This window comes from Gardnerella sp. 2492, from assembly GCF_050320365.1.
Classification (GTDB): Bacteria; Actinomycetota; Actinomycetes; order Actinomycetales; family Bifidobacteriaceae; genus Bifidobacterium.
The window spans coordinates 283,948-297,871 of the sequence record NZ_CP186952.1 but is presented as its reverse complement, the minus strand read 5'-3'; the positions used below and the strand labels follow the sequence as shown (position 1 = coordinate 297,871).

Annotated in this window: 11 protein-coding genes; 7 read left to right on the top strand and 4 right to left on the bottom strand. The window is 42.0% G+C overall.

Annotation, left to right across the window (positions count from 1 at the left end; all coding sequences use genetic code 11):
* Window positions 1–71 precede the first annotated feature (71 nt).
* Both era and ACPFYS_RS01125 read left to right on the top strand, forming a co-directional pair.
* Window positions 72–1,187, top strand: coding sequence for a GTPase Era (gene era / locus ACPFYS_RS01130; protein WP_427877079.1), 1,116 nt, complete (start codon window positions 72–74; stop codon window positions 1,185–1,187).
* A 326-nt stretch (window positions 1,188–1,513) separates the two neighbouring features.
* Window positions 1,514–2,788, top strand: a complete 1,275-nt coding sequence (locus tag ACPFYS_RS01125; RefSeq protein ID WP_427877077.1) for an AMP-dependent synthetase — start codon at window positions 1,514–1,516, stop codon at window positions 2,786–2,788.
* Window positions 2,789–3,153: 365 nt separating this feature from the next.
* On the opposite strand, the gene ACPFYS_RS01120 is transcribed toward ACPFYS_RS01125, so the two are convergent.
* Window positions 3,154–5,190 carry an AMP-dependent synthetase/ligase gene (locus ACPFYS_RS01120; protein WP_427877075.1) on the bottom strand — a complete coding sequence of 679 codons (2,037 nt, stop codon included), beginning with the start codon at window positions 5,188–5,190 and terminating at the stop codon, window positions 3,154–3,156.
* 349 nt (window positions 5,191–5,539) lie between these two features.
* Here ACPFYS_RS01120 and ACPFYS_RS01115 point away from each other — a divergent pair, with 349 nt between their 5' ends.
* Both ACPFYS_RS01115 and ACPFYS_RS01110 read left to right on the top strand, forming a co-directional pair.
* Entirely contained in the window at window positions 5,540–6,145 is a 606-nt protein-coding gene (locus ACPFYS_RS01115; protein WP_427877074.1) for a 50S ribosomal protein L25/general stress protein Ctc, read from the top strand.
* A gap of 256 nt (window positions 6,146–6,401) precedes the next feature.
* Complete coding sequence (locus ACPFYS_RS01110; RefSeq protein WP_427877072.1) at window positions 6,402–7,571, top strand: branched-chain amino acid aminotransferase; 1,170 nt, start codon at window positions 6,402–6,404, stop codon at window positions 7,569–7,571.
* A 165-nt stretch (window positions 7,572–7,736) separates the two neighbouring features.
* Here the strand turns inward: ACPFYS_RS01110 and rpsT are convergent, their stop codons facing one another.
* A complete protein-coding gene (gene rpsT / locus ACPFYS_RS01105; RefSeq protein WP_427877070.1) occupies window positions 7,737–7,997 on the bottom strand; it encodes a 30S ribosomal protein S20 in 261 nt (86 codons plus the stop codon).
* Between the two features lie 326 nt (window positions 7,998–8,323).
* Between rpsT and lepA the strand changes: the two genes are divergently transcribed.
* The 3 genes from lepA (at window position 8,324) to ACPFYS_RS01090 (ending at window position 12,040) form a co-directional block, all read left to right on the top strand.
* Window positions 8,324–10,204, top strand: coding sequence for a translation elongation factor 4 (gene lepA / locus ACPFYS_RS01100; protein ID WP_427877068.1), 1,881 nt, complete (start codon window positions 8,324–8,326; stop codon window positions 10,202–10,204).
* A gap of 8 nt (window positions 10,205–10,212) precedes the next feature.
* A complete protein-coding gene (gene hemW, locus ACPFYS_RS01095) occupies window positions 10,213–11,523 on the top strand; it encodes a radical SAM family heme chaperone HemW (protein ID WP_427877066.1) in 1,311 nt (436 codons plus the stop codon).
* Window positions 11,524–11,584: 61 nt separating this feature from the next.
* Entirely contained in the window at window positions 11,585–12,040 is a 456-nt protein-coding gene (locus ACPFYS_RS01090; protein WP_427877064.1) for a tripartite tricarboxylate transporter TctB family protein, read from the top strand.
* Window positions 12,041–12,132: 92 nt separating this feature from the next.
* Here the strand turns inward: ACPFYS_RS01090 and ACPFYS_RS01085 are convergent, their stop codons facing one another.
* On the bottom strand, window positions 12,133–12,891 hold the full coding sequence (locus ACPFYS_RS01085; protein ID WP_427877062.1) for an ABC transporter ATP-binding protein: 759 nt from the start codon (window positions 12,889–12,891) through the stop codon (window positions 12,133–12,135).
* A gap of 35 nt (window positions 12,892–12,926) precedes the next feature.
* Window positions 12,927–13,922 (bottom strand): ABC transporter substrate-binding protein, encoded by a 996-nt coding sequence (locus tag ACPFYS_RS01080; protein WP_427877060.1) that lies wholly within the window; start codon window positions 13,920–13,922, stop codon window positions 12,927–12,929.
* Window positions 13,923–13,924: the final 2 nt, after the last annotated feature.

Below are 13,924 nucleotides of genomic sequence, written 5' to 3'. Positions count from 1 at the left end.
TGCTGCGTTTGTTGTAAACGCTTAAGTATTGATGTGAAAATTTACTACAGATTGGTAATAAAACTACAGTTATGAACGATAAAACTACAGATAATATCACGGATAACACTACAGATATGGATAATAATATGCCTAACGAGTTGGAAGATTCTGAAAATAATATTAGTGAAGACGATGCTTTTGAAGACGATGCTTTTGAAGGTTTGGATTCTTCGACTCGAGTTAAACTTGATACTCCTGATTTTCACGGATACCGTTCTGGTTTCGTAGCTGTAGTTGGTAGGCCGAACGTTGGTAAATCAACGCTTATGAATGCTCTTATTGGCACGCAGATTGCTATTGCGTCTTCTCGTCCGGAAACTACGCGTAAGGCAATTCGCGGAATTGTTACTACCGATAATGCGCAAATGGTGTTGGTTGATACGCCTGGTATTCACCGTCCGCGTACGCTTCTTGGCCAGCGTTTGAACGATATTGTTGACGAGTCGCTTGCAGATGTTGACGCGATTGCATTCTTGCTTCCAGCAGACCAGGAGATAGGACCTGGAGATAGGCGAATACTAAGCCGTCTTCGCGCCGATTTTGCTAAAAAAGACGAGAAGGGCAATTGGACTTGGAAAGTTCCGCTTATTGGTATTGTTACGAAAATCGATACGCTTAGCCGTAGTGAATTAGTTGAGCATTTGCTTCAAATTCAACAGTTTGCTGATTTTACGGATATTGTGCCGGTTAGTGCGTTGGAACGCGACAATGTTGACGAAGTTAAGAATGTTTTGATTCAAAACTTGCCTGAAGGTCCGCAAATGTATCCGGCGGATCAGCTTAGCGAGGAAAGCCCCGAAAGCATGATTTCGGAGCTTATTCGCGGCGCGTTTTTGGAAGAATTGGACGACGAGTTGCCTCATTCTTTAGCTGTTGTAGTTGACGATATTGTGTATCCTGGCGGTGGCGAGGATACTCAATATGAGGACAACAAAGCGCATGTGCTTGTGTCTGTTTATGTTGAGCGAGATTCGCAAAAGCCGATTATTATTGGTCATCGTGCGGAGCATTTAGTGCGCGTAAAGAAGCGTTTGCGCACGGCTGTAAATCGCATTACTGGCACGAAAGCCGTGCTTGAATTGCATGTGAAGGTTGCTAAGGGCTGGCAGAGCGACCCTAAGAAGCTTGAGCGTTTGGGGTTCTAGACTATTCGCTGTTAGATTGCAACTAGGATTCGTGCGGGCGAATATTGTTGTGCAGCGTATTTATGCTTTGGCTTGGATTTGTTATATATGTATCAGAGGTGAGGCATTTGTAACGCTTTTTGACCTAATTTCGTTATATATGTCTCACTCATGAGGCATTTGTAACGTTTTTTGGGTCAAATCCGTTAGATTTGCATTATTGATGAGACAAATATAACGTTCGTCGTAAGTCAGCTCAGTCTAGTCTCATTCTGTCTCAAATAGCCTTTATCCACATTGATCGAAATCTATTGCGCATTCATTGCTTATCTCATAATCTCAGGCTTATGAAAAAGTCTAATGTTAAAAGCATGCTCGAAAAAGCTGAGTTTGAGCATCGTTGTTTTCATCCAATCAGCAATTCGCAAAGGCAGTGTGCGTATAGGTACGCTAGGTCAGGATCGCTTGTGAGAGTATTTTCAGGTCTTTATGCAAGAACAGAGTATTGGCAAAATTTGTATACAGCTGAGCAAATTCGCCATATAGCGTTTTCTTTGATGGATATTCATCCAGACTGGAAATTTACAGGTGTTACTGCTGCTGCGATAATCGGATACGATGTTGTGAATGATTATGATCACATAACATATGATTATAAAACTGATAAAAATCGTGATTGCGCCAAAATGTTGCAGTCTCAATCAACTCCAATTTACGTTCGCACTATGACCAGAAAGTCTGCAAATGATAATCCGTTGCTACGTAGAATTAATGCAACAGGCAGAGAGATGGATGGCACTAGTGATGATGTTCGAATTGTGCGTGGAAGAGAGGGAAGTGGCGGTCGCTTAGTTGCCCTTCCGCATTTAAGCGACAATATAGATTACGAAGTTCGAAGTCATATTGTAGATAAGAGCACAATGCTTTTCGATGTTGCAAATAGCGTTAATTTTAGATTAGCATTGTCGATTTTTGATTCTGCGGCTCGCGATAATGTTGATTTTGCTAAAGTCATTTCTATTTGTGAAAGTCGATATTCGACTTTGGATGTTAATAATTATAAAAGTGTTGCTGCAACAACAACCTCTGATTTATTTGAAAGCACATTTTTTGGAAGGTGCTGTGAAACTAGAGTAGATAAGTTTCTTTCGCTTAGACGTCTCTGCTATTTTGCAAGTGGATTAAGCGAAAATGGCGGGGAATCGTTCGCGCGAGGAACGATGATTTCGCTCGGATTTATGGTGCCAGAATTGCAACGCGAGTTTATATTACCGCACTCAGGTGGCAAGTATAGGTGTGATTTTTTGTGGCGGCTTCCCAATTCTGAGTTGATTGTTGGCGAGCTTGATGGGCATTCAAAGTATTACGTTGATTCGGATAATTTTATGCATACTAACGTCGATTTTAATTCGTCTTTCGATAATCGAATGTTGCGTAAATCGTACAATCCTAGTGTTATTAATCGCAATATTGACAGGCAGGCTGAGCGTGAAGCGTTGCTTATGAAGGAGTGTGGAGTAAGCAGGATTGTGCGTTTTACCATTTCGGATATAGTTAATCCTAAAAGGATTGAGAGTAAGTTGATTAATGCAGGAATTCCTAGGATTATTAAGATTCTGTGATTTATGCGAGTGATAGTGGCTGTGCGCTGACCCTGTGGTGTTGGATTTGTCTCGCGCGCTGTAACGCGTTAACGACATTTTCTGTTTGCCTCAGATTTGTTATATATGTATCAGAGGTGAGGCATTTGTAACGCTTTTTGACCTAATTTCGTTAGATTTGCATCATTGATGAGACATTTGTAACGTTTTTTGGCTGATTTTCGTTAGATTTGTCTCAGAGGTGAGACAAATATAACGCATGAGCATGGGGTCGAGGTAAAACGCGGGAGTGTGGGGTAGATATAAAAAACCGCGGCAGACTAGTGAATCACAAAGTCAAGCCGCGGTTATCTATATTAGTTTTATTTAGTTCTATATAGTTAGTATTACTTCTTACGAATTGTATACATCTGCGTGTTTAGCAATGCAGAATACTTCTTAATAACGCGAGGACGAATAATCTTCATAGATGCCGTCATTAAGCCATTTTCTTGCGTAAACTCTTCAGGAAGAATAATGAACTTTCTTACAGACTCAGCTCGAGAAACACCCTCGTTAGCAAGATCTACAAACTTCTGAACTTCTGCACGCACTACAGCGTTATTAGTAGCTTCTTCCAAGCTCATAGAAGCATCGAGACCCTTAACTTTAAGCCAATTGCGCAAAGTCTCCTCGTCTAAAGTAATAAGAGCAGAAATAAACGGACGCTTATCTCCAAGAACTAAAGCTTGAGAAACGATTTCGCAACGTTTAATAATTTCCTCAATAGGACTTGGAGCAACGTTCTTGCCGCCTGCTGTAATAATCAAATCCTTCTTACGTCCAGTAATATAAAGGAAACCATTATTGTCAATGCGGCCAAGATCGCCTGTTGCATACCATCCATCTTTTGTAAACGATGTCTCGGTTGCTTCCTCATTCTTGTGATATTTCTTGAACACGCATGGGCCGTTAACCTGAACTTCTCCATCTGAAGCAATTCTCAAAGAGAAAGCTGGGAAAGCAATACCAACTGAACCTTCGCGGAACGGTACTCCAAGAGGAGTAAATGCACAAGGTGCTGTAGTTTCGGTAAGTCCATAGCCTTCAAAAACAGGTACTCCAGCTCCACGGAAGAATGATAGAAGCTCAGGGTCAAGAGGAGCGCCTCCAGCTACAACCCAGCGAGCGCGTCCGCCGAGAGCCTGTCGCAAAGGACGATACACAATAGGATCGTATGCTGCGCGACGAGTCTTAGTAAGTATCTTAGCTTCGCCGTACTTGCTTACTTCTTTCATATACTGTTGAGCTGTAACAACAGCACCTTGGAAAGCTAAGCCCTTAGCGCCATGTCCAGCTTTTTGGGAAGCAGCATTATAAACTTTCTCAAGAACTCGAGGAACTACAATCATCACAGTAGGTTTTGCAACCTGCAAATCAGAAATTAAAGTAGAAATTCCTTGAGCTATATAAATTCGCAAGGTGCTTGCTACAACAATATAGTTAATTGCGCGTGCGAAAGAGTGAGCTTGAGGAAGGAAAAGCAGTACGGAACCATCAGGATCAGATAGTAAGTCTGGCATATATTTCGGCAGATTAAGAGCGGTAGTGCAGTAATGCTCATGTGTCATTTCTACACCTTTAGGAGCAGCAGTAGATCCAGAAGTGTAAACGATAGAGCACAAATCTGTTTTCTTTACCGAATCGATTCGATTATTAAGCTCTTCATCACTAATTGAGTATCCGAAAGCTTGAAGTTCATCTAATCCGCCGGTTTCGATGCACATAATGCGTTCCAAAGTTGGGCAGTCTTCAATAGCGCCATCCGCTTTATCTCGCATTTCTGTTGTTTCTACAATTAAGAATCGTGCATCAGAGTTATTTACAATATTGCGAATCTGCTCAGCTGAGTCAGTATCGTAAATTGTAGCTAATACGCCTCCGCAAGCCATAACAGCAGCATCAATAACATCCCATTCGTATGAGGTTTTGCACATAAACGCTACGCCGTCGCCTTTATTTAAGCCGTAGTGCATAAAGCCTTTTGCTGCTGCGCGAACGTCTTCAAGGAACTCGTTTGCAGTTTTTGTTACCCATTTGTCTGCACTTCTGTAAGTGTAAAGTGGTTCGTCACCCATTCTTGCTGCACGATCTGCGTACAAATCGTAAATACTTGTACCCTCGTCTATTTGTGCGCTTCCTGGAGTGCTGGTAGTAAGAAGTCCAGTTTCTGGATCTAATAGAGTTGTAGTTGGAGTTGTGCCCCATTCAACAACGTGTGGAAGCAGTGGATTTACATTAGAATCCTGCGTTGGATTCGGGCTTGAATAATCTGGTTCCCCTGCTTGGTCGTCGCTGACTGGATGAGCAAAATTACTTCCGATACTCAACGCTTTTCTAGCAATGTTGAATGCTTGCTGTTGAAGTCTGTTAATTACGGACACGTCTGCTCCTTCATTGTGCCGAAAGGCTTGTTGTTTGCGTACAGTATCTGCACGTTATTTCTTTTGTTATCTATGATAATCGTTCCTGCTTAACAATTCATCTTCTGTGTCATATTTGTGCTTTAATATACTGATTTTTTATTTTGAAATTTCTATTTTGCTATTTATTTTTAGGTTTTGATTTAGTCGTCGCACTCTCGTATACTTAAGAGGTTGCTTTGGCGAGGGAATAACACTAGTGTGTAAGTTCCGTTATCGACTGGGCTGATAGCCACTTATGGTTTTCGGCGCGTCGGTGCGCCTGAAGCTGGAGTTAATACAAAATAATCCAGATAATAAGGAGACCGATATGGCTACTAAGATTGCTCTTGAAGGCAATGTTCGCAATGAGTTCGGTAAGGGCGTTGCTCGTCGTTTGCGTGTTGCTCAATTGATTCCTGCAAGCATTTATGCTGGCGGTGCTGAGCCTGTGCACGTTACGCTTCCAATGAAGGAAACTACTTTGGCATTGCGTCACGCTAACGCTTTGTTCACTATTAAGTTCGGCAATGAATCTCGTATTGCTGTTGTTAAGGATGTTCAGCGTAACCCTGTGAAGCGCATTGTTGAGCACATTGATTTCTATGAAGTTAAGGCTGGAGAAAAGATTGATGTTGAAGTTCCAGTCTTCGTTGAAGGTACTCCAAAGGGTGCTGCTGTTGCATTCGTTGACGTTCAGGAGCTTAAGGTTCGTGCTGACGTTGCTAACTTGCCAGAGCGTTTGGTTGTGAATGTTGATGGCCTTACCGACGGTACTAAGGTGTTTGCTAAGGATGTAAAGCTTCCTGAGGGTGCTGAGCTTGATATGGACGGCGAAGAATCTGTTGTAAGCGTTACTGTTCCTGAAGATGCTGCTGAAGCTCCTGCCGCTGAAGCTGCTCCTGCTGCTGAAGCTGCTCCTGCAGAAGAGAAGTAAGTTCAGTTAAGTATCAGTAAATTTTGATTTATTTAAGCCGCGTAAGCTTTTGCTTGTGCGGCTTTTTTATATTTAATTTTCCGATTATTAAATTTGCTTTGTTAATAAGTTGTTAATAAGTTTCGTTTTCGGCAATGCGAAATTCTGCTTGTAATAGTATTACCTGTAAGTTTTGCTAAAAACAAAAATCGTATTAATCTATACGATTAATTGCATAAAATGCAAGCAAAAATAATAAACACAGAAAAGAGATACAATGGCTGGTTTAGAAGTAGCTCCAGAGTTTAAGGATGCTTATGAATCCGACGATCATAGCGATCCTACTCTGTTAAACAAATTAGCTGATAACTTCACTGTTTTGCCAAACGATAATCCAGTTTCGGATGCAAAGCGCAATGAACTTATTGACAAGCCTGCTTTCGGTCAGATTTTCTCCGATAACATGGTTCATATGACATGGACTAAAGGTGAGGGATGGTCAGATCGTCGTGTTGAGCCTTATGGTCCATTAAAGATGGATCCAGGCGCATCCGTTTTGCATTATGCACAGGAATGCTTTGAAGGTTTAAAGGCATACAAGCGTACTGATGGTTCTATTTGGCTGTTCCGACCAGATATTAACGCTGCTCGTTTCCAAAATTCTGCTAAGCGCTTGTATTTGCCAGACCTTTCAATTGACGATTTTATTGGTTCTGTTGCGGCTTTAGTTAAGCGCGATAAGCAGTGGGTTCCAAGCCGTCGTGAGTACACTCTTTACATGCGTCCGTTCATGTTTGCTTCTGAACCGTTCCTTGGTGTGCGCGAAGCTCATGAGGTTGAGTATTGCGTGATTGCTTCTCCATCTGGCCCATACTTCAAGGGTGGTTTGAAGCCTGTTAGCATTTGGGTTGAAGATCAGTGGTTCCGCACTGGCCCTGGTGGTACCGGTTTTGCTAAGTGCGGTGGAAATTATGCTGCTTCTTTGCTTGGCGAGTACAAGGGCATTGAGCATGGTTGCGAGCAGGTTTGTTTCGTTGATGCTGCAACTAAGACTTATTTGGAAGAGCTTGGTGGCATGAACATGTTCGCGCTCCACAAGGATGGCCACTTGGAGACTCCATCTCTTACTGGCAGCATTCTTCCTGGCGTTACACGTCGTTCTTTGATTCAGCTTGCTGAGGAAGCAGGACATAAGGTTGTTGAAACCATGATTCCACTTCAAGGACTGCTCGACGACATTCGTTCTGGCGAGGTTACGGAAGTCTTCGCTTGCGGTACTGCTGCAATCATCACGCCAATTGGTCGCTTTAAGTCTGATGACTTCGATCTTAAGGTTTCCGATGGTGGTGTTGGTGAGTTGACTCAGGCTTTGCGCGACGAGTTGCTTGGCATTCAGCTTGGTGATGTTGAAGACAAGCACAACTGGATGTGGAAAGTCTGCGACTAATTTAAGCCGTAAGTAAGTCTTAAGCGATTGCTTTAAATAAGCGTGCCGTATATGTGAATTTATTTTGCTTTATGCGGCACGTTTTTATATACAAAAATCCCCAGCGCCGATTGGTACTGGGGATTTTTATATCACTTAAAGTGATGTGCAGTTATCTGCAAAACCTTACAGAGCGTTAATCGCTACAGCAAGACCGGACTTACGGTTTGCAGCCTGATTCTTGTGAATCACGCCACGACCTGCAGCCTTGTCAAGCTTGCGAGAGGCGACTGCGAAAGCAGCTTCTGCTGCAGTCTTATCGCCCGCGGCGATAGCTTCGCGAGTAGCACGGATAGCGGTTTTAAGAGCCGACTTAACGGACACGTTACGCTTATGCGCCTTCTCGTTGGTAAGTACGCGCTTTTTCTGCGACTTGATGTTTGCCACTGTTACTCCAAACGATGTTTGCTATATAAGGACATACAAATGAAAACTATACCAGGATTATTGGATAAAATGAGTTATTTTTATGTTTATATTACAGTTTATTTATTATTTAGTAATCACAAATAAACGCAAGTAATCACAAATAATCACATTTTAAAAGTAAACTATTTTATCTACTATAATCTTATTTTGATCTTGTTGTGAAAAATACCAATATCACAGTAGGTACCAATATTACAGTAGGGTAGTCGAGTTGGTAATATTATTTACTTGCAATGCTTTTCGCATATTTGATTGCTCGTTAGTCTTAAAAGGAGATATTTGCTTTGATTACACCGCATAACCAGCCAGGATTTACGGATCAATCGTTGATACGCAATTTCTGCATTATTGCGCATATAGATCATGGCAAGTCCACTGTGGCAGACCGTATTTTGCAGCTTTCAGGAATTGTGCCAGAGCGTGAAATGCGAGACCGTTTCTTGGATCGCATGGATATCGAGCAGGAACGCGGCATTACTATTAAATCTCAGGCTGTTCGTGTTCCTTGGACTTTTGAAGGCAAAGAGTATTCTCTCGGCATGATTGATACTCCTGGTCACGTCGATTTTACTTATGAAGTTTCGCGCGCGCTAGCAGCATGCGAGGGTGCTGTGCTGTTGGTAGATGCTACTCAAGGAATTGAAGCGCAAACTCTTTCTAATCTTTATATGGCAATTGACCACGATTTAACAATTATTCCTGTTCTTAACAAGATTGATTTGCCAAGTGCTGAACCAGATAAGCATGCTGAAGAAATAGCTGGTTTAATTGGCTGCAAGCCGGAGGACGTGTTGCGTGTTTCTGGTAAAACCGGCGAAGGTGTAAAAGATCTTCTTGACCAAATCGTATTGGAAGTTCCAGCTCCAACAGGAAACCCTGATTCTCCTGCTCGTGCTCTTATTTTTGATTCAGTATACGATTCGTATCGCGGAATCGTCACATATATTCGTATGGTTGACGGTGAGCTTAAGTCGCGTGAAAAATTGCATATGATGGGCATTGGTATGACGCACGATCCTATTGAAATCGGTGTTATTAGCCCAGATATGACTCCGACTAAGGCTCTTGGAGCTGGAGAAGTAGGATACGTAATTACAGGCGCAAAAGACGTGAGCCAATCTAAAGTTGGTGACACTATTACTAGCGCTGCGAACCCCGCATCTGAGCCTTTGGAAGGATATAGAGATCCGAAGCCTATGGTTTACGCAGGTCTTTTCCCAATTGATAACGCGCAATTCCCAGATCTTCGAGATGCTCTCGACAAGCTAAAACTTAACGATGCGGCTCTTATTTACGAACCAGAAACGTCTGTTGCGTTGGGATTTGGTTTCCGTTGCGGATTCTTAGGTCTTCTTCATATGGAGATTGTTTCCGAGCGCTTAAGCCGCGAGTTTGGTTTGGATCTTATTTCCACTGCTCCTAACGTAACTTACGACGTTACTAGCGAAGATGGTAAAGAGCATCACGTAACAAATCCTAGCGAGTTTCCAGAAGGTAAGATTAAGCGCATTATTGAGCCAATGGTTGCTGCCGATATTATTGCGCCAAAAGAGTTTATTGGTTCTGTAATGGATTTGTGCCAGGATCATCGCGGAGAAATGGGCACAATGGAGTACATTAGTGCCGACCGCGTGGAAATGCATTACAGAATTCCTCTTGCAGAAATTGTTTTTGACTTCTTCGATCAGCTTAAAAGTCGCACAAAAGGTTACGCTTCTCTCGACTACCACGAGGATGGTGAGCAGTCTGCAGATTTAGTGAAAGTTGATATTCTTATTCAGGGAGAAAAGGTTGACGCTTTTAGTGCAATCGTGCATCGCGATAAGGCTTATTCTTACGGCGTTATGATGACTAAGAAGCTTCGTGGACTTATTCCTCGTCAACAGTTTGAAATTCCAATTCAGGCTGCAATCGGCTCTAGAATTATTGCTCGCGAAACTATTAGTGCTCTTCGAAAAGACGTGCTCGCTAAATGCTACGGCGGCGATATTACGCGTAAACGCAAGCTTCTTGAAAAACAGAAGGCTGGTAAGAAGCGCATGAAGATGCTAGGCCATGTTGAAGTACCTCAAGAGGCATTCGTTGCGGCTTTGGCTACAGATGAGAGCGCAAACGACAGAGACACTAAAGATAAGATTCGTGCAGCGCAAAAGTCTGAAGGCTGAGGCTTATATTGAATTTTGAATCGAACAAGACCAGTGAAGATTCGCGTTCAATCATTCCTTTTGAAGTGTACGTTCACGTGCCATTTTGCTTGCGACGTTGCGGATATTGCGATTTTAATACGTATACTGCGCTCGATTTAGGAGAAGGCGCTAGTCGTGAAGGCTATGCTGATGTTGCGATTCGTGAAATGCAACTTGTAAAAAAATGGCAGGAATATCACGGGATTTTCGAGCCTAAAGCGCAATCTGTTTTCTTCGGCGGCGGAACTCCAACAGTTCTTAAAGCGAAAGATCTAGTGCGAATTTTGCAAGAAATACGTAACTTGTGGGGATTTAAAACTGGGGCGGAAATAACTACTGAAGCAAATCCAGACACTGCAGACGAAAAGTATATTGAGACGCTTGCAGAAGGCGGATTTACAAGAATATCTTTTGGAATGCAATCTGCTGTTACGCATGTTCTTAAAACTCTTGACCGTACTCATACTCCAGAAAACGTAACTCGCGGAGTAAATGCTGCGAATGCTTGCGGATTGCATTCAAGTGTTGACTTGATTTATGGCGCTCCAGGGGAGAGTTTAGACGATTGGCGAAAGTCAGTAGAAATGGCTTTAAGTCTGGGCGTTAACCATATTTCCGCGTACGCGCTAACGGTAGAGCCGCGTACAAAAATGGGTCGTCAAATCGCTAAAGGAATTATTAAATCTCCAGACGATGATGATGAAGCTCAAAAATACGAGATAGCAGACGAACTTTTTAATTCCGCTGGCTTAGAATGGTACGAAATTTCTAATTGGGCGCGCCAGGGTTTTGAGTCTCGTCATAATCTTGGATACTGGCAAAATATTGATTGGGCCGGAATTGGTCCTGGAGCGCATTCTCACTACAATGCTGTAAATCACATTAGTAAACAAAGTATGGAGATGGACGCTTCTTTAGCTAATCCAAACGAGTTTTATAATCTTCGATCATGGGATATTTTGCATCCAAAACATTGGGCTCATGCGATTAATTCTGGGAATGTTCCTTGGCAAAACTACGAGTGCATAAACGCAAAAGATGCTCTCATAGAAGAAGTAATGCTCGGGCTTCGTATTAAAGAAGGCCTTAATATTTCGCAATTGTGCGGAAAGATGCGCGGAACTAATAAGTTGTTCGATGATTTGCATTTGCAAAAAGTGTTACGTGAAGTATGTAAGGAAGATTTGGCAATGTTGCACGAAAATCGCATTATCGCAACGCGCAAGGGTAGGTTGCTCAACGATTTATTAATAGAAAAAATCGTAGACGCGTGTGAAGACGGTCTGACTGTGCGCTAAAATAGTGCTTATTGTGTCGTAAAAGCGTAATATTTGAAATTCAATGTGGAAAGGAATGATCATGGCAAATCGTAAAGAGCGTAGAGCAAAAGCCAGGCAAAATCGTAGGGGAATTCCTTCACAATACGATGATACAAAAGGTCGCGCTCGCGGCGGAATGATTGATGAATACGCTTTACAAGAGCGTTCGCGCAAGCTTGTTGAAAGAAAAAATGGTGAGTGGAAACCTTCATCTAGCGTAACTGAAGAAGAAGAAAGAGTTGCTACGAATACGCGTCGTACTGAATCTGGCGATGAAACCATGAATAAAGTGCGCAAAGTTATTGGCGTGTGCTCTTGGGCTGTGCTTTTACTTTCTGCGCTTGCATTCTTAGTGATTATGTGGTTGCCTAGCCAGCCGATTGCGCTTGTTATTACTGTTTCTGTTCTGTTTGCTTTGGGCGTATTTGGATTGTTCTTTAGCTTTAGCAATTCTAAAAGGAATCCGCGTCTCGACGAACATGGAACTGCGATTTAGTGCTTCGCTATCTATAAAACAGTAGCGTATAAAAGCGTATAAAGTAGTAGCGTATAAAACAGTATATAATGACGCGCGTTCTGTAATTGCTGTTATTGTAACGCTACTCGCAGTTCGTCCTCTATTTCACTATGTTTTATTGGACGATTCTGTTCATCCAGATTATTTCTGTCGATATCCCACTGTTTTTCTATAGCACCATTTTTAACCATAAGTATGCGATCTGAAAGTCGTACTGCTTCAGCAATATCGTGCGTAACCATTACGACTGTCCAATTGTGTTTGCTGCGAAGATCTGCGAGCATATTTTGCATATCTAATCTTGTTAAAGCATCGAGTGCGCCGAAAGGTTCGTCTAAAAGAAGTAGTTTGGGATTATGTACAAGAGCGCGAGCTAATGAAACTCGTTGAGCTTGTCCGCCAGAAAGTTGCGACGGCCATTTGCGCTCATAGCCGTCAAGCTGGACTATTGATAGTGCGTGAGAAGCGAGATCCTTAAGTTCTCGTTTTTTGCCGCTCATTCCCCAAATTACGTTGTTTCCAACTCTCATCCAGGGAATGAGTCTAGCATCTTGAAAACCGATTGCCTGCTGTGCTGTGGCTTTTATGCTACCGCTAGTAGGCGTAAGTAAGCCAGATATAATTTTGAGTAAAGTTGTTTTGCCGCAGCCAGAACGACCAATAAGGCTCACAAATTCACCCTTGTTTATTGTGAAATTAATGTTATGCAAAATCTGATTAGTGTTGTCAAAAACTACGCTAATATTTTTGAGATCCACAAGACAATCATCATCTAAAGAATTAAATTTAGATGGTTCTTGCTGTTTTTCTAATGATTTACGCTCTAACACTTCTATCTCGCTTACTTCTTACTTAAACTTTTAATTTATTTGCTGCAATCCATAACCGAATCAGCAAGATTCTTAGGAGCAGCTTTAATCAGACCGTACTTAACGTACTCTTTAGCCTGAGTTTGCATCATTTCTAAGCCTTTTGCGTCAATTGGTTTAATAGTTGGGTTATCAAACTTTTCGATTTGTTTAATAATTGCTTCTGATGCACCAAGTTTCTTATAAGCGTTGCCTATAACATTCTTTTCTTTATGAGATTTTTCTGCTTCTTTTACTAAAGCTTTGTACATCTTCTTAACTAGATCTGGATGCTGTTTTGCGAACTTACGAGAAACGATATGTATAGTTACGTTCATATTGCCATATTTTTTAGCATTAACAAGCAACTTTGAACCTGGTGTTGTCATTGCAGCAGCGAGATTTTGGTCGAATGAAGAAATAGCGTCGATTTGGCCGGAAGTAAAAGCAGCTTGGAAGTTTCGAGGATTCATTTCAACTTTTTGAACTTTAGAAACGTCAAGTCCACTCTTATCGAAAGCACGATGAAGCATGTAATCGCCGGTATCTCCGTTGTGAATAATAGCAACTTTCTTACCGTACAAGTCTTTCAGAGTTTTTACTCCGCTCTTTGGAGAAGCAACAATTCCTTGAGAATCTCCATTATAATATTCGAGTGCAAAAGCAACCCAAGGCTGACCTTCTGCAATAAGATCAATAAAACGACCAGTTCCGGTTGTTGTTGCGTCTGCACTTCCTCCCATAACAGCAGTTAAACCGTCAACAGGAGTGTAAGGGCCTGTATACACTACCTTATCTTTGCCGAATATTTCGTTTAAGAATTTCTCATCCTTAAGAGTTGTTAAATAGTTTGCTGTAGAAAGATACGCTACTCGCATAGTTCCAGCTCCACCTTTTGCAGAAGATGAAGATTTTTGCGAAGATCCGCAAGATGCTAGTGCTACTGTAGTTGCTAGTGCACACAGTGCTGCAGCTACTCTTCTTATAGTAAAAGTCTTAGTGAGCTTATTCATCT